Origin of the sequence: Mesorhizobium sp. DCY119, from assembly GCF_003590645.1 — a bacterium.
Taxonomy (GTDB): Bacteria; Pseudomonadota; Alphaproteobacteria; order Rhizobiales; family Rhizobiaceae; genus Mesorhizobium_M.
On the sequence record NZ_CP031834.1, the window covers coordinates 2,591,267 to 2,610,565 of the forward strand.

Sequence of the window (19,299 nt, forward strand, 5' to 3'; positions counted from 1 at the left end):
CTATTCGCCGTTCAGGCCGCCATATTGGCGCACCAGATGCGCCATTTCGGCCGTGCCGGGCGATCCTGCATCTGTTTCCAGCCCTTCTGCCACGCCGGCGCGATCTGCGACCGGGCGATTCTGGCTGACCTTCCATTTGCCTTCGATGCTGGTGATCTCGATCTCGAGGCCGACAATGCCTTTGATCTGCGACTGGATGAAGGCTTCGGGCGCGTCGGTCACCTTCCACGGCTGCGAGCGGGCGGCTTCGTGGCTGGCGGTCAGTTCCGCGATCTGGCCGGCGAGCCAGTCCTTGTCGTCCATCACGCGCACGCGGCCGCGGACCTGAACGATGGCGTAGTTCCAGGTCGGCACGACCTTTCCCGTTTCGCGCTTCGTTTCGTACCAGGACGGCGTGACATAGGTGTCCGCCCCCTGGAACACGACAAGCACCGGCGTGTCGGGATTATCGGCCAGCATGCGCCATTGAGGGTTTGCCTTGGCAAGGTGCGCCCGCAATCTGCCATGCGGCTGCACATCGCCATCGAGCAGGAACGGCAACGGGTTGGCGATTGGCCCTTCCTGCCCGTTCGAAACGAGCAGGCCGAGCGGATGCGCGCGAATCAATGAGTGCAGGACGTCCAGCCGCGTTTCGATGAAATGAGGAGGCTGGTACATCGGCGTTCGTCCTGTGTTTTATCTCAGCCGCTTGGGCCGTGGATCGGAAAGTTCGCCGGCGAGGCGCCGGTCGAGATAGTCCGAGCATTCCTCGAGCAGCAGTTCGGCATCGTTTGCGAAGAAATGGTTCGCGCCCGGCAGCGTCTTCTGCGTGATCGTGATGCCCTTCTGCGTATGCAGTTTGTCGACCAGGCCCTGAACGTCCTTCGGCGGGGCGACCTTGTCGGCATCACCATGAATGATAAGGCCGGATGATGGGCAAGGGGCCAGGAAGGAGAAATCATAGGTGTTGGGCTGCGGCGCGATCGAGATGAAACCTTCGATCTCAGGACGGCGCATCAGAAGCTGCATGCCGATCCAAGCGCCGAAGGAGTAGCCGGCAACCCAGCAGGTCTTCGAATCCGGGTGCAGGGCCTGGATCCAGTCGAGCGCTGCTGCGGCGTCCGACAACTCGCCGGTGCCGTGGTCGAACTCGCCCTGGCTGCGGCCGATGCCGCGGAAATTGAACCGAAGCGTGGTGAAATTCCGCTTCTGGAACATGTAGAAGAGGTCGTAGACGATCTTGTTGTTCATCGTGCCGCCGAACTGTGGGTGCGGATGCAGGATGATGGCGATCGGCGCGTTCTTTTCCTTCGACGGCTGGTAGCGTCCTTCCAGACGACCGGCCGGACCGGCGAAAATGACCTCAGGCATGAATGACTCCACTTAACTCGTGCAAAAACTTGACCGCCGCTTGGAACAATTCTGCCGCTGGCCTTGACGCAGGGCGGGCGTCTTCTTAGAAGCTAGTTTAGAACTGTTCAAAACTGGGTGGACTAGCCACCTATTTGACAATGCGGGTAAATAGGACGTCTGGCCTTGGAATTTCAAGGAAATAACGTTCAACCCGGCGGAATGGCTATTTAGAGGACCGATCGAGCGCAAATGGCTGCGTCACGCGCCTATCTCGACCACAATGCGAGCGCCCCGCTGTTGCCGGGCGCGCGCGAAGCCATGGTCGCGGCTCTCGGCATCACAGCCAATCCCTCTTCCGTCCATAGCGAGGGACGGGCGGCGCGGCGCATCGTCGAGGATGCGAGACGCGACGTTGCAGCGTTGGTCAACACCAAACCCGAGCATGTCGTCTTCACCTCGGGCGCGACCGAAGCGGCAACGACGCTTCTGACGCCGGACTGGCAGATGGGACGCGGTGCGGTTCGTATGTCGAAGGCCTACGTCTCGGCTGCCGATCATCCTTGCTTGCTCAATGGCGGACGGTTTGGCACCGAGCGCACGACCCAGATCGACGTCGACGGCGACGGAATTACGGATCTGGACGCTTTGAGGCAGGCGCTCGCAGATCACGACAAGGCCGAAGGCTTGCCACTGGTCGCGATCCACGCTGCCAACAACGAAACCGGCGTGATTCAGCCTCTCGGCAAGATCGCCGAGATCGTCAAGGCGGCCGGTGGCGGGTTCGTGGTCGATGCGGTTCAGGCTGCGGGGCGCATTCCGCTCGATCTGACCACGGGTTACGCTGACTACCTGATATTGTCGTCGCACAAGATCGGCGGGCCGAAGGGCGTTGGCGCATTCGTTGCTGCCTCGGACCTGATGATGCCGAAGCCGCTCGTTACCGGTGGCGGGCAGGAGCGAGGATTTCGGGCGGGCACGGAAAACCTTGCCGCGATTGCCGGTTTTGGTGCTGCAGCGCGCGAAGCGAAGGTTGCGCTCGCGGGGATCGATCAAGTTCGGGCACTGCGCGACGGCCTCGAAGCGTCGATCTTGTCGCTTGCGCCCGATGCAGAAATATTCGGACGCCGGAGCGAACGGCTTGCCAATACGATTTTCTTCGCTATTCCAGGCGTCAAATCGGAGACGGCACAAATCGCCTTCGATCTCGAGGGCGTGGCGCTGTCGGCAGGTTCAGCCTGTTCGTCGGGCAAAGTCGGCCCCAGCCATGTGCTGAAGGCCATGGGACACGATAACTCGGAAGGCGCGCTGCGTGTTTCGATCGGGCTAGCGACCACGCAGGCCGAGATCGAGCAATTCAGGGCGGCGCTGGCCGGAATTCTGGCGCGTCGCGCCGAAAAAACGAAAGCTGCCTGAAGGGCGGATGGAATTTGGCTTTCTGGGCCAACGAGTCGGTGCGTTTTGGAGCGTTTGTGACGCTTCCAACGGGTGAATTTCCCGGCAAGACGCACTATATGGAACTTACGCCGCACCAGCGGTGCCATAGTTTGAAAACTGTCGGGCCTTGACCCCGGCGTGGATGGAGAACGCTTATGCCTGCTGTGCAGGATACGATCGATCGGGTTCGTAAGATCGACGTTGACCAATATAAATATGGATTCGAGACCGAGATCGAGATGGACAAGGCACCCAAGGGCCTGTCCGAAGATACGATCCGTTTCATTTCGAAGAAGAAGGACGAGCCGCAATGGATGCTGGAATGGCGTCTTGAGGCTTTTCGCCGCTGGGTGACGCTCGAAGAGCCGACCTGGGCGCGCGTCCACTATCCGAAGATCGATTTCCAGGACATTCACTACTACGCCGCGCCGAAAAGCACGCCGGGGCCGACCTCGCTTGAGGAAGTCGATCCGGAACTGCTGAAGGTCTATGAAAAACTCGGAATCCCGCTCAAGGAGCAGGAAATTCTGGCTGGCGTCCAGAAGCCGCAGGCGGATGCCGACGGTCTCGATGAAGTCGGTGACAATGTCTACAAGTCCGGCCGCGTGGCGGTGGATGCGGTGTTCGATTCTGTTTCTGTGGTCACGACCTTCAAGAAGGAACTGGCGCAGGCCGGCGTTATCTTCTGCTCGATCTCGGAAGCGATCCGTGAGCACCCGGAATTGGTGAAGAAGTATCTCGGCACCGTGGTGCCGACGACGGACAACTACTACGCGACGCTGAATTCGGCTGTCTTCACCGACGGTTCCTTCGTGTTCGTGCCGAAGGGCGTTCGCTGCCCGATGGAGCTGTCGACCTATTTCCGCATCAACGAGAAGAACACCGGCCAGTTCGAGCGCACGCTGATCATCTGCGAGGATGGCGCATACGTTTCCTATCTGGAAGGCTGCACGGCCCCGCAGCGCGACGAGAACCAGTTGCACGCGGCCGTCGTCGAGCTTGTCGCGCTCGATGATGCCGAGATCAAATATTCGACCGTCCAGAACTGGTATCCCGGCGACGCGCAGGGCAAGGGCGGCATCTACAACTTCGTCACCAAGCGTGGCGATTGCCGCGGCAAGAACTCCAAGATTTCCTGGACTCAGGTCGAAACCGGTTCGGCGATCACGTGGAAGTATCCGAGCTGCATCCTGCGTGGCGACAATTCGCGCGGCGAATTCTACTCGATCGCCGTGTCGAACGGTTACCAGCAGGTCGATAGCGGCACCAAGATGCTGCATCTCGGCAAGAACACCTCGAGCCGCATCATCTCCAAGGGCATCGCCGCCGGCTTCAGCCAGAACACCTATCGTGGTCAGGTCTCAGCCCATCGCAAGGCCGAGAATGCGCGCAACTTCACCCAGTGCGACTCGCTGCTGATCGGCGAGGACTGTGGCGCGCATACGGTGCCGTACATCGAGGCGAAGAACTCGTCGGCTCAGTTCGAGCACGAGGCGACGACTTCGAAAATCTCAGAGGACCAGCTGTTTTACGTCATGCAGCGCGGCATTCCCCAGGAAGAGGCCATCGCGCTGATCGTCAACGGCTTCGTCAAGGAAGTCATCCAGGAACTGCCGATGGAGTTCGCGGTCGAAGCGCAGAAGCTCATCGGTATTTCGCTTGAGGGTTCGGTCGGCTGACCGGCATTGGAATTCAGGAAGAAAAATATGCTTGAGATCAAGAACCTGCATGCCCGGATCGCCGAGAGCGGCGTCGAAATCATCCGCGGGCTGAACCTTACCGTGAAGGCCGGCGAAGTCGCCGCCATCATGGGCCCGAACGGCTCGGGCAAGTCGACCTTGTCCTACATCCTTGCCGGCCGGCCCGACTATGAAGTCACCGAAGGCGAGATTTTGTACAACGGCGAGTCGATCCTCGAAATGGACCCCGCCGAGCGTGCCGCCGCCGGCATTTTCCTCGCATTCCAGTATCCGATGGAGATACCGGGCGTTGCGACCATGGAGTTCCTGAAGGTCGCTATGAACGCGCAGCGCAAGGCACGCGGCGAAGAGCCTTTGAAGATTCCGGAGCTGTTGAAGCGCGTCAAGGAAGAGGCAGGCCTGCTCAGCATGGACATGGCGATGCTGAAGCGTCCGCTGAATGTCGGCTTCTCCGGCGGCGAGAAGAAGCGTGCCGAAATTTTGCAGATGAAGCTGCTTCAGCCGAATCTCTGCGTACTCGACGAGACCGATTCCGGCCTCGACATCGATGCGCTGAAGATCGTTTCGGACGGCGTCAACGCGCTGCGTTCGCCCGACCGTGCCATCGTGGTCATCACCCACTACCAGCGGCTGCTCGAACACATCGTGCCGGACTCGGTTCACGTGCTTTACAAGGGCCAGGTCATCAAGTCGGGCGACAAGTCGCTGGCTTTCGAGTTGGAAGAGAACGGCTATGCCGGGATCATCGAAGAGGCGGCATAGGTGAGTGTCATGAATATGCACGCAACACCGCAGCGAACGGCAGCCGAAACGGCACTGATCGACGCGTTCGGCGAGCGCCTGTCGCTGCTGCCGGGCGATGGCGAGGTCATGGTCAAGCGCGACGACGCCATCGAGGCGCTGAAGGCCGGCCTGCCGACCAAGCGCATCGAATCCTGGCACTATACCGACCTGCGCCGTCTGCTGACTTCGGTTCCGGCGCATGACGAGACGGCCAAGGCAAAGGTCATTGCGCCGCTGCTCGAAGGCTCGACTGTGCTTTCAGCGCTGAACGGTACGACTGTAGGCAAATTTCCTTCCATCGAAGGCGTGACAGTCCAGTCGCTGGCCGAGAAGCTTACGGACGGCAGCTTTGCGCCGGCGCTCGATCCTTACGGCTTTGATGACGCGATCGGCGCGCTGAACACCGCATTTGTTGCCGACGGCTATTTCATCGACATCGCTGATGGCACCGAACTCGAAACGCCGCTTGAGTTGCAGAATGTGCAGGCCGGCGGACAGACGCATATGCGCTTCCCCGTACGTGTCGGCACTGGAGCCAAGGCGACGATCGTCGAGCGCCAGACCGGCGAGGGCGCCGCACTCGTCAGTTCGATCAGCCAGCTTCTGCTCGGCGATGATGCCGAAGTGCTGTGGCTGATCGTGCAGGAACAGCCGGATACCGCAACGCATCTGGCGCAGTTCAAGGCTCAGCTCGGCAAGAATTCGAAGCTGACGCTTTTTGTGATGAATGCCGGCGGCAAGCTGGTTCGCCAGGAAATCGTCGTAAACGCGGCGGGTGAGGGCGCGGTCTTCACCCTGCGCGGCATCAATCTGCTCGCCGGCGACACGCATACCGACGTCACCATGGTGCTCGACCATTCGGTGCCGCATACGAGTTCGACGGAAGTGATCCGCAATGTCGTCACCGGCAAGGCGCGCGGCGTGTTCCAGGGCCGCATCAACGTTGCTCAGTACGCGCAGAAGACCGACGCCAAGATGGCCTGCAACACGCTGCTTCTGTCCGATGACGGCGAGTTCTCGGCCAAGCCGGAACTCGAAATCTTCGCCGACGACGTGCAGTGCGGCCATGGCGCGACGGTCACCGAGATTGACCACAACCATCTTTTCTACCTGATGGCGCGCGGCATCGACGAGAAGACGGCGCGCGGTTTGCTGGTCAAGGCATTCGTCGCCGAAGTCATCGAGGAACTGGAAGTCGAGCCGGTTGTCGAGGCGCTGGAAGCGTTGCTCGACGGATGGTTCCAGACGCATGGGTGAAGCATGAACGCGCCGGGTAAAATCGCGGAATTCTACGACGTCGAGGCGATCCGGCGCGATTTTCCGATCCTGTCGCGCGAAGTCTATGGCAAGCCGCTGGTCTATCTCGACAATGGTGCGTCGGCGCAGAAGCCGCAGGTCATGCTCGATGCGGTCCAGCACGCCTATGCCAATGAATATGCCAATGTCCATCGTGGCCTGCATTTTTTGTCGAACGCCGCGACCGATGCCTATGAAAAGGCTCGCGAAACGGTGCGCCGCTTTCTGAATGCCGGCAGTGCGGAAGAGATCGTCTTTACATCGAATACGACCTCGGCGATCAACACGGTCGCCTATGGTTTCGGCATGCCCAACATCGGCAAGGATGACGAGATCGTCATCTCGATCATGGAGCACCATTCCAACATCGTGCCGTGGCACTTCATTCGCGAGCGGCAAGGCGCAAAGCTCGTCTGGGTGCCGGTCGACGATGAGGGCGTGTTCCATATCGAGGAATTCGAAAAGCGGCTGACCGATCGCACCAAGCTGGTCGCGATCACGCAGATGTCCAACGCGCTCGGTACCGTTACGCCGATCAAGGAGATCGTGCGGATTGCGCATGCGCGCGGCATTCCGGTGCTGGTCGATGGCAGCCAGAGTGCTGTTCATATGCCCATCGACGTTCAGGATCTGGACTGCGATTTCTTCGTCTTCACCGGCCACAAGGTCTATGGGCCGAGCGGCATCGGCGTGCTCTACGGCAAGAGCGATATGCTGGAGCGCATGCGGCCCTTCCAGGGCGGCGGCGAGATGATCACCGAGGTGACGGAAGACAATGTCACCTACAACGATCCGCCGCACCGTTTCGAGGCCGGCACGCCCCCGATCGTCCAGGCGATCGGTCTGGGCGCATCGCTCGAATATATGGAAAAGGTCGGCCGCGAGGCGATTGCCGCGCATGAGGCCGATCTGAAGAATTACGCCCATGAGCGCCTGCGTTCGATCAACTCGCTACGCATCTTCGGCGAGGCGCCGGGCAAGGGCGCGATCGTGTCGTTTGAACTGCAGGGCATTCACGCGCATGATGTGTCGATGGTCATCGACCGGGCAGGGGTGGCGGTGCGCGCCGGCACGCATTGCGCGCAGCCGCTGTTGAAACGCTTTGGTGTAACCTCCACATGCAGGGCATCCTTCGGTATGTATAATACACGTGCCGAAGTGGACGCTTTGGCGGAAGCGCTTGAAAAAGCACGGAAATTCTTCGGGTGATGATGATGGAAGATGCAAACGCAACGACCGAAGTGAAGCTCGCGGACGAGAAGGGCAACCGGCTCGTTTCGGCTTCTGCCATTCCCGCCGAAGAGCTGGCGCGGCTGACCGATGACATCGTCTCGGCGCTGAAGACGGTGTACGACCCGGAAATTCCGGCCGACATCTATGAACTTGGCCTCATCTACAAGATCGACATCGAAGATGATCGCTCGGTCAAGATCGATATGACGCTGACGGCGCCAGGCTGCCCGGTGGCGGGCGAAATGCCGGGCTGGGTGCAGAATGCGGTCGGCGCGGTGGAAGGTGTTTCCGATGTCGAGGTCAACATGACCTTCGATCCGCCCTGGACGCCCGACCGCATGTCGGAAGAGGCGCAGGTCGCGGTCGGGTGGTATTGAGTACGTCGATAACAAAAATTGCGCCATTTCTGTTGTCTGGTATGATGACTCTGAAAAGGAGAGCATCATGAATGTTTCACTCGGAGAACGCTGGGAAAGCTTTGTAGCCACGGCCGTTGAAGAGGGAAGATACGGTTCTGCCAGCGAAGTGGTTCGAGAGGGTTTACGACTCGTAGAAGAGCGCGAGGCGAAGCTTTTCGCGCTCCGGCAAACCGTCGAGGCCGCAATAAGCCGTGGTGGCAGTCACAGCGAAGACGATGTCAAACGGGCGCTGGATGCGAAGCTGGATAGCTGGGCGGCAGAACGGCCCTGATGCGGGAACTCCGCTTTTCCAGTGAAGCGCTCGACAATCTTTTGGACATCGCAATCTACATCGCGACGACCACCGGCAGCCGCTTCCTGGCCGAGGCATTCGTTGGCGAGTTACGACAAAAGTGCGCCGGGCTGGCGTCGCTTCCGGGCACGTTGGGGCGAGAGCGAACCGAGTTGAAGCCGGGCCTGCGCAGTTTCGCCTTCAAGGGCTATGTTATCTTTTTCCGGTACAGAGATGACATCTTCGAAGTGGTGACGGTGCTTGAAGGCCATCGTGATTTCATCGCGTACTACCGGGACGACGATATCTGATTGCGACTTGCCAACCGGACTTCGATCGACCATCTATAGTGTATCCGGCAGGCCTTGAACCTGCATGGGCATGGAGAACGAAATGGGACGCTTTGCCGTCATAAGCATGACCGAAAAGGCCGCTTCTCGCGTCAACGAGATCGTGGCGACCCGTGAAGGTGCGCAGGGCATTCGCCTCGGCATCAAGAAGGGCGGCTGTGCGGGTATGGAATATACGGTCGATCTGGTGACCGAGCCGAACCCCAAGGACGATCACATCGAGCGTGACGGCGCCCATGTCTATGTTGCGCCGGAAGCAGCGCTTTTCCTTTTCGGCACGGTGATGGATTTCGAAGTGACGCAGCTTCGCACCGGCTTCACCTTCACCAATCCGAACCAGAGTTCGGCCTGCGGCTGCGGCGAATCGGTTGAACTGAAGCCCGCCGATCTCAAGCAGCTTGCCGAGGCGAGAGCATCAGCCGGCGCTGCCTGAGCGCTCTAATCAACCCACATACCGGTCCTTTTGTGCCAATCGGCGATCGACTCCTCGGGATAGACGTCGAATGTCTTGTCACCCTTGGCGATATTCGGCTCAACCCAGTTCGCCTTGTATTTCAGCATCAGGTGCGTGCGCTGTGGCGGGGTGGGCAGGTCGGTGTCGATCACTGACGCGAAGGGGTGGACAAGCTCCGGCCATGTTGGATCGTAGAGCCACAGGGTTGATCCGCACTTCTTGCAGAAATTGCGCTCCCCGCTGGAAATCTCACAGACCGGATGCTCGTCATCCTCGATCCTGGCACGATAGACGCCGATGTGGCGCTTGCCTGTAACCTTCATCGTTTCATTGTCAGCGCCGAGATTGATGGCATAACCGCCGCCGCCCTGCTGTTTGCGGCAGATCGAGCAGTAGCAGAGTTGGTAGGGGGCAGGGGTATGGCTCTCGACTTCGAAATGAACGGCACCGCAGTGGCACGAGCCTTTGAGCAGAACGGGCATTGGGCAACTCCTGGAAATAGATCGCTTCGGCATATCATGTTCAGGCATTAAAACCTGTCAGCAGAGCTTTGGTTGCCGTCATGACAAGTGCCGGGCCGCATGACATGATCGCGCCATGGACGATGAACGCATTCGCGAACTTTTCGACGGGCTTGGGCCGGTTTCGATCCGCCGTTTGTTTGGCGGCAAGGGCGTCTATTTCGATGGCGTCATCATCGCCGTCGAAATCCGTGGCGAATTCCGGCTGAAGGCGGATGCACAAAGCGCCCTCGATTTCGAGGCTGCCGGCTGCACGCAATGGACCTACACCGGATCGAGGCACGGCAAGACGGTCGCCATGCCTTACTGGAGCATCCCTGAAGACGCCCTTGATGATCCCGAAGAGATGACGGTCTGGGCACGCAGGGCCTATGAGGCGGGCTTGCGCGCTGGCAAGTGAGTGCCCGCTTCGCGAACTGCACCTATTCCAGAGAGCGCCTCGCGCATCGGCAGCCCGCGCATCAGAGCGACTATGGTGGCTCCTGCCAATGTCTCGAGCGAATACTCGGGATCGAGCGATCGGATCGAAAAGAGCGTTTCCCGGTCGAAACCGACAGTTGTTCCATCGTCTTCCATGATGATGCCGCATGCGAGGCCGCGTTCGCGCAGCCTCTCCACAGTCGATGCAATCTCGTCCTGCGTGCCACCGCTTGAAAGCGCAACGGCGCCTTCGCGCTTCGTGTAAAGGCATGCGAGTTGGGGCAGAAGATTCGCAAAGCGCAGGATCTTGGTCGAACATGCCGCCATCGCGAACAGTGGCTTGCCGGCGGCGAGCACAGCCAGCCTTTCGAGGGCAGCGGCGGGCAGGTCCGCGTCGCAGACAATTGCGTCGGACCGTGCCAACACCTCCCGCATCTTCGAGCGCCGCATCTGTTTCGGAAAGACGAGGTCGTAAAGCGCCGTGTCGTCGAGCCCGGCAATGAGGCGGTGGTCGCTGTCCAGCAAGACCGTGCGGCTCGGTGTCTTGCGGTCCAGGAAAACCACGGAAAGGTCTTCAATGCCTTCTGCGGCAATGGCGCGGGATACCGTTTCGCCCGCAATATCTCCACCCCTGATCGAGATCAGCGAAGCGGAGCCGCCAAGCTGCACAGCCATGCGCGCGGCATTGAACGCGTCGCCGCTGACAACTTCGCGCATCACGCCGGGATTGAATTCGCCCTGTGCGAATGAGTCGGTGGCCTGGCCATGCCGGACTATATGCGCGCCGCCTATGGCCAGAATTCTGGAAGACTTCATCGCGCATCCTGTTAAAATGAAAACCCGGTGGCGAGCTTATCGCGCGGGCACGGGCTTTGGACAATCCGCAGCAGCGAATCGCCAAGGCTGCGCGTCAGGCACGCAAGCGCGCGAACGCAATCGCAGCCATTTGTGCGGCTCTATAGTACAAAAATAGAACATGTGTGGAAATATGTTACTTATCAACCACTTGAGGCCTCTTGCCAAATGAGAACAAAAGAGGTACATGTTGATGACAAAACCGGGTTGCCCGGCCTTTCATTGACGTCCAAGGGGTAATGTATCATGGCTCAGAATTCGTTGCGGCTTGTAGAGGACAAAACGGTGGACAAATCAAAGGCTCTGGATGCCGCGCTGTCGCAGATCGAGCGCGCTTTCGGAAAAGGTTCGATCATGCGCCTCGGCGCAAATGAGAAGATCGTCGAGATAGAGACGGTTTCGACCGGCTCTCTCGGTCTGGATATCGCACTCGGTGTCGGCGGCCTGCCGCGCGGCCGCATTATCGAAATCTACGGTCCGGAAAGCTCGGGCAAGACGACGATGGCGCTGCATACGGTTGCCGAGGCGCAGAAGAAGGGTGGCATTTGCGCATTCGTTGATGCCGAGCATGCCCTTGATCCGGTCTATGCCCGCAAGCTTGGGGTCGATCTCGAAAATCTCCTGATCTCGCAGCCGGATACCGGTGAGCAGGCCCTGGAGATTTGCGACACGCTGGTGCGGTCGGGTGCTGTCGATGTTCTGGTTGTCGATTCTGTTGCGGCACTCACGCCGCGGGCCGAAATCGAAGGCGAGATGGGCGATTCCCTGCCAGGTCTGCAGGCGCGCCTGATGAGCCAGGCGCTGCGCAAGCTTACGGCTTCCATCTCGCGTTCCAACACGATGGTCATCTTCATCAACCAGATCCGCATGAAGATCGGCGTGATGTTCGGTTCGCCCGAGACGACGACCGGCGGTAACGCGTTGAAGTTCTATGCTTCAGTTCGCCTCGACATTCGCCGCATCGGCTCGGTCAAGGATCGCGACGAGGTCGTCGGCAACCAGACCCGCGTCAAGGTGGTGAAGAACAAGCTGGCGCCGCCCTTCAAGGTGGTCGAGTTCGATATCATGTATGGTGAGGGCGTTTCCAAGACCGGCGAGCTTGTCGATCTCGGCGTGAAGGCCGGCGTGGTCGAAAAGTCGGGCGCCTGGTTCTCCTACAATTCGCAGCGTCTTGGTCAGGGCCGTGAAAACGCAAAGCTGTTTCTGCGCGACAATCCCGATACCGCTCGCGAGATCGAACTGCTCTTGAGGCAGAATGCAGGATTGATCGCCGAGAAATTCCTTGAGGGTGGACCGGAAGCCGATTTCGAGGATGATGCTGGCGAAGCCAACGAAGCATAGGCTGCTTTGCGCTTCAGTTGTTTCGACAAGCCGCCGGCCTTTGTGCCGGCGGTTTTATTTTGAGCGGAAGTAACCTTTCGCGGATGCGGATTTACGGTACTTTGGCGTTCTGGACAGGGGTGGGTGCGAAGGCTAAAAGGCCATGTCCATTTTCCGCCTTCAGCACGGGCGGAATTCTCACAAAGGCAAAGACATGAGTGGCGTAAACGAAATCCGGTCGACTTTTCTCGACTATTTCCGAAAGAACGGGCACGAGGTCGTTCCATCGAGCCCGCTCGTGCCGCGCAACGACCCAACGCTCATGTTCGTCAATGCCGGCATGGTTCAGTTCAAGAATGTGTTCACCGGTCTGGAGACGCGTTCCTATTCGCGCGCCACGACCGCCCAGAAGAGCGTGCGCGCCGGCGGCAAGCATAACGACCTCGACAATGTCGGCTATACCGCGCGCCATCTCACCTTCTTCGAGATGCTCGGCAACTTTTCCTTCGGCGACTATTTCAAGGAGCGTGCGATCGAGCTCGCCTGGAATTTGATCACGAAGGACTTCGGACTCTCCAAGGATAAGCTGCTCGTCACCGTCTACCACACGGATGATGAGGCGGTGGGCTATTGGAAGAAGATCGCCGGCTTTTCCGACGACCGCATCATCCGCATCGCGACTTCGGACAATTTCTGGGCGATGGGCGATACCGGGCCGTGCGGGCCATGCTCGGAAATATTCATCGACCGCGGCGAGCACATCTGGGGTGGCCCTCCCGGCAGCCCGGAGGAGGACGGTGATCGCTTCCTTGAGTTCTGGAACCTCGTCTTCATGCAGTACGAGCAGGTGACGAAGGAGGAGCGCGTCGCGCTGCCGCGTCCCTCGATCGACACCGGCATGGGGCTGGAGCGCATGGCCTCGATCCTCCAGGGTGTGGAGAGCGTCTTCGAGACGGACCTGTTCCGCCATCTGATCGACGTCACAGCTTCCGCTCTCGGCCGGGCTCCCGATGCGGACACCGTTGCGTCGTTCCGCGTGATCGCCGACCATTTGCGCTCGTCCTCTTTCCTCGTCGCTGACGGCGTGCTGCCCTCGAATGAGGGCCGTGGTTATGTGCTGCGGCGCATCATGCGCCGGGCTATGCGCCATGCGCAGTTGCTCGGCGCGAACGAGCCGCTGATGTGGAAGCTGGTGCCGGCGCTGGTGCGCGAGATGGGCCAGGCCTATCCTGAACTCAGCCGCGGTGAGGCGCTGATCACAGAGACGCTGAAACTTGAAGAGACGCGTTTCGGGAAGACGCTCGCACGCGGCCTCGGACTGCTCGCCGACGCGACCGAGACGCTTCACGAAGGCGATATGCTGGACGGAGAGACGGCGTTCAAGCTCTATGACACCTACGGTTTCCCGCTCGATCTGACGCAGGATGCACTGCGCCAGCGGAACATCTCGGTGAACCTGGCCGGCTTCACCGAGGCGATGGAGCGGCAGAAGGCCGAGGCGCGCGCCAATTGGGCCGGCTCCGGCGAAGCGGCGACAGAGACCGTCTGGTTCTCCGTCCGCGAAAAGGCGGGGGCGACCGAATTCCTCGGCTACGAGACCGAGCAGGCGGAAGGCATCGTGCTGTCGCTGGTGAAGGATGGAGCGGTCGTGGACGCGGCCAAGGAGGGCGAGCAGGTCGCCGTCATTGTCAACCAGACGCCGTTCTACGGCGAGTCTGGCGGCCAGATGGGCGACACCGGGATTATCTCCGGTGAAGGCTTTTCGATCGAGGTTTCGGATACGCAGAGGAAGGCCGACGGCCTGTTCGTCCACAACGGCAAGGTGACGAAGGGCGTGGTGAAGACAGGCGCTGCCGTCGAACTGAAGGTCGACCATGCGCGTCGCTCACGGTTGCGCGCCAACCATTCGGCAACGCATCTCATCCACGAGGCGCTGCGCGAGGTGCTGGGCACCCATGTTGCGCAGAAAGGCTCTCTGGTTGCGCCCGAGCGGCTGCGCTTCGACATCTCCCATAATAAGCCGATTGCTTTGGAGGAGCTGGAAGAGGTCGAGCGCATGGCGAACGAAATCGTCGTGCAGAACAGCCCGGTCACCACGCGGCTTATGTCCGTTGACGATGCGATTGCCGAAGGCGCGATGGCGCTGTTCGGCGAAAAATACGGCGACGAGGTCAGGGTCGTTTCGATGGGTACCGGTGTTTCCGGCGCCAAAGCGAATCGGCCTTATTCGGTAGAGCTCTGCGGTGGCACGCATGTCAGGTCGACCGGTGACATCGGCCTTGTGCGCATCGTGGCGGACAGTGCGGTCGCTGCCGGCGTGCGCCGCATCGAGGCGCTGACGGGCGAGGCGGCACGCCGCCATCTCGATGAGCAGGATCGGCGGTTGAAGGCAGCTGCAGCAACCCTCAAAGTCGCGCCGGGCGACGTGCCTGCGCGCGTGGAGGCGCTGCTGGATGAGCGCAAGAAGTTGGAGCGTGAACTGACCGAAGCGCGCAAGAAGCTCGCCCTTGGCGGTTCCTCAGCCAATGGCGCTGCCGAAGAACGCGAGATCGTGGCCGGCGTCGGCTTCCTCGGCAAGTCCGTGTCCGGCGTGACGCCGAAGGATCTCAAGCCGCTGGCCGATGCCGGAAAAAGCACGCTGGGTTCGGGCGTTGTCGTTTTCGTCGGCTCCGGCGATGACGGCAAGGCCAGCGTCGTTGTTGGCGTCACGGATGATCTGACCGCGCGCTTCAGCGCGGTTGATCTGGTGCGCGTTGCATCTGCCGCACTCGGCGGGCAGGGCGGTGGTGGCCGCGCCGACATGGCTCAGGCCGGTGGCCCGGACGGCAGCAAGGCGTCCGAGGCCATCGCAGCCGTCAGGGCAGCACTGGCCGGCACCTGACGCAACTTTCATTCGGAATCAAAAAGGCCCGCGGCAGATGCCGCGGGCCTTTTTGATTGAGGGTGGAGCGTACCGGGCGTTTTCACGCCCGTTAAGGTCGAAAGCTCAGGCGGCCATTGCCTTCTTGAGGTTCTCGTCGATCTTGTCGAGGAAGCCGGTGGTCGAAAGCCAGGGCTGGTCGGGACCGATCAGCAGCGAAAGATCCTTGGTCATGTAGCCGGCTTCGACGGTCTGGATGCAGACGCGCTCCAGCGTGTCGGCGAACTTCTTCAGTTCCACGTTGTCGTCGAGCTTGGCGCGATGGGCGAGGCCGCGCGTCCAGGCGAAGATCGAGGCGATCGAGTTGGTCGAGGTCTCTTCGCCCTTCTGGTGCTGGCGATAGTGGCGCGTGACCGTGCCGTGGGCGGCCTCGGCCTCGACGGTCTTGCCATCCGGCGTCATCAGCACCGAGGTCATCAGGCCGAGCGAGCCGAAGCCTTGTGCGACCGTGTCGGACTGGACGTCGCCGTCATAGTTCTTGCAGGCCCAGACATAGCCGCCCGACCACTTCAGGCTCGAGGCGACCATGTCGTCGATCAGGCGGTGTTCGTACCAGATCTTCTTTTCCTTGAACTGCGCCTCGAACTCCTGCTCGTAGACTTCCTGGAAGATGTCCTTGAAGCGGCCGTCATAGGCCTTGAGGATCGTGTTCTTGGTCGAGAGATAGACCGGATAGCCGCGCAGCAAGCCGTAGTTCAGCGAGGCGCGCGCGAATTCGCGGATCGACTCATCCAGATTGTACATGGCCATGGCAACGCCGGAGCCGGGAGCGTCGAACACCTCATGCTCGATCGTCTGGCCGTCTTCGCCGACGAACTTGATCGTGAGCTTGCCCTTGCCCGGGAACCTGAAATCGGTGGCGCGGTACTGGTCGCCGAAAGCATGACGGCCGACGATGATCGGCTTCGTCCAGCCCGGAACCAGCCGCGGCACGTTCTTCATGATGATCGGTTCGCGGAAGATGGTGCCGCCCAGGATGTTGCGGATGGTGCCGTTGGGCGACTTCCACATCTTCTTCAGCTTGAATTCCTCGACGCGCTGCTCGTCCGGCGTGATCGTAGCGCATTTTACGCCGACGCCGTATTTCTTGATCGCGTTCGCTGCATCGATCGTCACCTGGTCGTCGGTCGCATCGCGATGCTCCACGCCGAGATCGAAATATTTCAGATCGATGTCGAGATAGGGGTGGATCAGCTTGTCCTTGATGAACTGCCAGATGATGCGGGTCATCTCGTCGCCATCGAGCTCGACGACCGGATTGTCCACCTTGATTTTCGTCATTGAGAAATGCCTCTTTCTGGGAGAGGAACAGAGTTGTTCCAAGGGCTTCGCGAAGGGTTGCGGCCCGTATAGCAAAGCACCGTTGGCTGCGCAAACGCTACATCGGGAAACGTTCGCTCGTTTGCCAATGATGTCAAAAGCCACCATCATTGGGTCAAGATGTTCGGCTGAAAACGGTTTGCGCGCCGTCCCTTGCAAGGTTTCGTTTCACTGAAAACTGTGCGAGAGAGGCCGAAAACAAACCGGTTTCAGATATGGCAGGCACTGATCGCGAAAAACCACTGATTGCCGAAGGCCCGGCGATCATTCTTGTCGAGCCGCAGCTCGGCGAGAATATCGGCATGGTCGCGCGCGCCATGGCAAATTTTGGCCTGTCCGAACTGCGGCTGGTCAAGCCGCGCGATGGCTGGCCAAGCGAAAAGGCGCGGGCGGCCGCAAGCAAGGCTGACCATGTGATCGACGGCGTCGTCGTCTTCGACGATCTGGAATCGGCGGTCGCCGACCTCAATTTCCTGTTTGCCACCACCGCGCGGGAACGTGACGGCTTCAAGCATGTGCGCGGACCGGTGGAAGCAGGCAGGATGCTGCGCAGCCGCTTCGTTGCGGGCGAGCGCACCGGCATACTCTTCGGACGCGAACGCTTCGGCCTGTCCAACGAAGAAGTGGCTATGGCCGACGAGATCGTGACCTTTCCGGTCAATCCGGCCTTTGCCTCGCTGAACATCGCGCAGGCCGTGTTGCTGATGTCTTATGAGTGGATGAAATCGGGCCTCGAGGATCTTGATGCGACGCCATTCACAAGCCCGGCACAGACGCCGGCCAGCAAGACCCATCTGAACGGCATGCTCGGCCATCTGGAAGCAGCGCTTGATGCGCGCGGGTACTTCCGGCCGCTGGCCAAGAAGCCGAAGATGCTGGACAATATGCGCGCCGTGTTCACGCGCGCCGCCTTCACGCTGGAAGAGATCAAGCTGTTGCGCGGGGTCATTTCCTCGCTCGATTATTTCTCGCCGAAGGTGCCGCGGGGCTCAGGCTACCCTGAGCGCAAGGCCGAGGCCGATCGCGCCACGCATCCCGCAACGCAGAAGGTAGAAAAGGCGCGTGATGACTGATCGCCCGGTGCTGATGTTCGATTCGGGTATCGGCGGGCTGACGGTGCTGCGCGAGGCGCGCGTGCTGATGCCGGATCGGCGTTTCGTCTATGTCGCTGACGATGCCGGCTTTCCCTACGGCGAGTGGGAGGAGGAGGCGCTCAAGCGACGGATCGTCGAGCTGTTCGGCCGCCTCATCGAGGAGCATCGGCCCGAGATCGCCGTCATCGCCTGCAACACGGCTTCCACGCTGGTGATGGCGGAGTTGCGTGCCGCCTATCCGCAGACGCCGTTTGTCGGCACGGTTCCGGCGATAAAGCCGGCGGCCGAGCGCACGCGCTCCGGTTTCGTCTCGGTGCTGGCGACGCCGGGCACGGTCAAGCGCGCCTACACGCGCGACCTGATCCAGTCATTCGCGGCGCAGTGCCATGTACGCCTCGTCGGCAGCCAGAACCTGGCACGCATGGCCGAGGCGCATATTCGCGGCGAGGCGATGGACGACGCGGCGATCCGTGCCGAAATAGAACCCTGCTTCGTGGAGGAAGACGGCAAGCGCACTGACATCGTCGTGCTTGCCTGCACGCACTATCCGTTTCTGGCGAATGTTTTCCGGCGGCTGGCGCCCTGGCCGGTCGACTGGCTCGATCCGGCCGAAGCGATCGCGCGCCGGGCGCTGTCGCTGCTCAACGGGACATCAAGCAACGCTGTCGAGCACGAACCGGACTGCGCCATCTTCACCTCGGCGAAGCCGGATTTTCCGACCCGCCGGCTGATGCAGGGTTTTGGGCTTAAGCCGGTCTGACCGAGGCTTCCCGGTGCATGCGCCGCACCAAACCGGATGCGGCGAGGATGATCGCAAGCGTTGCGACATAGGCGACGATCTGGATACCTTCGGGACGGGCAACGTAGCCGACCAGAATATGCAGCAGGAAACCGACAGGGTTGGTTTGCGGCAGAATGGCTGACGTGTTCCATATGTCGTAGCCGAGCGGCGGCAGAACGCCTGCCTGCACGAGGAAGGCCGCAGCCTGCGCCGCCAGACCGGCGGCAATGAGCAGAAGGATGGCGCCCGTTACCTTGAAGACATGCTTCAAGGGAATGCGAAGTAGCCCGCCGTAGAACAACGCCCCTACGAGTGCGGCTGCCACCACGCCCAGCGCCCCGCCTTGCAGCATCGACCTGGCGTCGAGTTCTCCGTCAATGGCAATGCCATAGAGGAAGAGCACTGTTTCGGAACCTTCTCTCAGGACGGCAACGGCGCAGATGAGGGCGAGCGCTGAGAGCGGACGCAGCCCTTCGCGGACATCCTGGCCGACGGACTTACTTTCGCTGGCCAGCTCCGCGCCATGGGTGCTCATCCATATCTGGTGCCAGCCGAGCATGACGACTGCGAGAAGCAGAACGACAGCGTTGAAGATCTCGGTGCCGTTGCCTTCGAACATGTCGGCAAGCCGGCCTGCAAACAGGGCCAGCAGTGCGGCCCCGGCGAGACCGGCAACTATTCCCGTTGCTACCCAACGGGTGCGACCGGCGATGCCGGCACTGGCGGCAAGCACGATTGCAACGATCAACGCTGCTTCCAGCGTCTCGCGAAAAACGATGATGAAGGTGGAGATCAT

General features: G+C 60.6%; 20 protein-coding genes. 14 read left to right on the forward strand and 6 right to left on the reverse strand.

The window, feature by feature from the left end; genetic code table 11:
• Nucleotides 1-657: an FMN-binding negative transcriptional regulator gene (locus tag DZG07_RS12515; RefSeq protein WP_119817495.1), complete on the reverse strand. Its 657-nt coding sequence runs from the start codon at nt 655-657 to the stop codon at nt 1-3.
• Nucleotides 658-675: 18 nt separating this feature from the next.
• The gene (locus DZG07_RS12520) at nt 676-1,350 is read right to left on the reverse strand and encodes an alpha/beta hydrolase (RefSeq protein ID WP_091912724.1); all 675 of its coding nucleotides are present in this window, start codon (nt 1,348-1,350) and stop codon (nt 676-678) included.
• Between the two features lie 231 nt (nt 1,351-1,581).
• Here DZG07_RS12520 and DZG07_RS12525 point away from each other — a divergent pair, with 231 nt between their 5' ends.
• From DZG07_RS12525 to sufA, 9 genes are all read left to right on the forward strand, one after another.
• On the forward strand, nt 1,582-2,745 hold the full coding sequence (locus tag DZG07_RS12525; protein WP_119817498.1) for a cysteine desulfurase family protein: 1,164 nt from the start codon (nt 1,582-1,584) through the stop codon (nt 2,743-2,745).
• Nucleotides 2,746-2,921: 176 nt separating this feature from the next.
• On the forward strand, nt 2,922-4,445 hold the full coding sequence (gene sufB / locus DZG07_RS12530) for a Fe-S cluster assembly protein SufB (RefSeq protein ID WP_091912726.1): 1,524 nt from the start codon (nt 2,922-2,924) through the stop codon (nt 4,443-4,445).
• Nucleotides 4,446-4,472: 27 nt separating this feature from the next.
• A complete protein-coding gene (gene sufC / locus DZG07_RS12535; protein ID WP_091912728.1) occupies nt 4,473-5,228 on the forward strand; it encodes a Fe-S cluster assembly ATPase SufC in 756 nt (251 codons plus the stop codon).
• Between the two features lie 9 nt (nt 5,229-5,237).
• Entirely contained in the window at nt 5,238-6,506 is a 1,269-nt protein-coding gene (gene sufD, locus DZG07_RS12540) for a Fe-S cluster assembly protein SufD (protein WP_119817501.1), read from the forward strand.
• 3 nt (nt 6,507-6,509) lie between these two features.
• Nucleotides 6,510-7,754, forward strand: a complete 1,245-nt coding sequence (locus DZG07_RS12545; protein WP_119817504.1) for a cysteine desulfurase — start codon at nt 6,510-6,512, stop codon at nt 7,752-7,754.
• 2 nt (nt 7,755-7,756) lie between these two features.
• A complete protein-coding gene (locus DZG07_RS12550; RefSeq protein ID WP_197716906.1) occupies nt 7,757-8,155 on the forward strand; it encodes an SUF system Fe-S cluster assembly protein in 399 nt (132 codons plus the stop codon).
• Nucleotides 8,156-8,222: 67 nt separating this feature from the next.
• Nucleotides 8,223-8,468 carry a type II toxin-antitoxin system ParD family antitoxin gene (locus DZG07_RS12555; protein ID WP_119817507.1) on the forward strand — a complete coding sequence of 82 codons (246 nt, stop codon included), beginning with the start codon at nt 8,223-8,225 and terminating at the stop codon, nt 8,466-8,468.
• Complete coding sequence (locus DZG07_RS12560; RefSeq protein ID WP_119817510.1) at nt 8,468-8,779, forward strand: type II toxin-antitoxin system RelE/ParE family toxin; 312 nt, start codon at nt 8,468-8,470, stop codon at nt 8,777-8,779. The genes DZG07_RS12555 and DZG07_RS12560 overlap by 1 nt, the downstream gene beginning before the upstream one ends.
• Before the next feature lie 82 nt (nt 8,780-8,861).
• Nucleotides 8,862-9,251: a Fe-S cluster assembly scaffold SufA gene (gene sufA / locus DZG07_RS12565; RefSeq protein ID WP_091912737.1), complete on the forward strand. Its 390-nt coding sequence runs from the start codon at nt 8,862-8,864 to the stop codon at nt 9,249-9,251.
• Nucleotides 9,252-9,256: 5 nt separating this feature from the next.
• On the opposite strand, the gene DZG07_RS12570 is transcribed toward sufA, so the two are convergent.
• On the reverse strand, nt 9,257-9,754 hold the full coding sequence (locus tag DZG07_RS12570) for a GFA family protein (protein WP_119817513.1): 498 nt from the start codon (nt 9,752-9,754) through the stop codon (nt 9,257-9,259).
• A gap of 115 nt (nt 9,755-9,869) precedes the next feature.
• Here DZG07_RS12570 and DZG07_RS12575 point away from each other — a divergent pair, with 115 nt between their 5' ends.
• Entirely contained in the window at nt 9,870-10,193 is a 324-nt protein-coding gene (locus tag DZG07_RS12575) for a TfoX/Sxy family protein (protein ID WP_119817516.1), read from the forward strand.
• Here the strand turns inward: DZG07_RS12575 and DZG07_RS12580 are convergent.
• Nucleotides 10,163-11,029 (reverse strand): PfkB family carbohydrate kinase, encoded by an 867-nt coding sequence (locus DZG07_RS12580; protein ID WP_119817519.1) that lies wholly within the window; start codon nt 11,027-11,029, stop codon nt 10,163-10,165. The two genes, DZG07_RS12575 and DZG07_RS12580, sit on opposite strands and share 31 nt — an antisense overlap.
• A gap of 285 nt (nt 11,030-11,314) precedes the next feature.
• On the opposite strand from DZG07_RS12580, the gene recA reads away from it, so the two are divergent.
• Together recA and alaS are read left to right on the forward strand one after the other, a co-directional pair.
• Entirely contained in the window at nt 11,315-12,409 is a 1,095-nt protein-coding gene (gene recA, locus DZG07_RS12585; RefSeq protein ID WP_091912745.1) for a recombinase RecA, read from the forward strand.
• Between the two features lie 193 nt (nt 12,410-12,602).
• A complete protein-coding gene (gene alaS / locus DZG07_RS12590) occupies nt 12,603-15,269 on the forward strand; it encodes an alanine--tRNA ligase (RefSeq protein ID WP_119817522.1) in 2,667 nt (888 codons plus the stop codon).
• A gap of 105 nt (nt 15,270-15,374) precedes the next feature.
• On the opposite strand, the gene DZG07_RS12595 is transcribed toward alaS, so the two are convergent.
• Entirely contained in the window at nt 15,375-16,589 is a 1,215-nt protein-coding gene (locus tag DZG07_RS12595) for an NADP-dependent isocitrate dehydrogenase (RefSeq protein ID WP_091912749.1), read from the reverse strand.
• 254 nt (nt 16,590-16,843) lie between these two features.
• Between DZG07_RS12595 and DZG07_RS12600 the strand changes: the two genes are divergently transcribed.
• Both DZG07_RS12600 and murI read left to right on the forward strand, forming a co-directional pair.
• Nucleotides 16,844-17,701 carry an RNA methyltransferase gene (locus DZG07_RS12600; RefSeq protein WP_119817525.1) on the forward strand — a complete coding sequence of 286 codons (858 nt, stop codon included), beginning with the start codon at nt 16,844-16,846 and terminating at the stop codon, nt 17,699-17,701.
• A complete protein-coding gene (gene murI, locus DZG07_RS12605; RefSeq protein ID WP_119817528.1) occupies nt 17,694-18,482 on the forward strand; it encodes a glutamate racemase in 789 nt (262 codons plus the stop codon). Before DZG07_RS12600 ends, murI begins: the two co-directional genes overlap by 8 nt.
• Here the strand turns inward: murI and DZG07_RS12610 are convergent.
• Nucleotides 18,469-19,299 carry an FTR1 family protein gene (locus DZG07_RS12610; protein ID WP_119817530.1) on the reverse strand — a complete coding sequence of 277 codons (831 nt, stop codon included), beginning with the start codon at nt 19,297-19,299 and terminating at the stop codon, nt 18,469-18,471. The genes murI and DZG07_RS12610 overlap by 14 nt on opposite strands.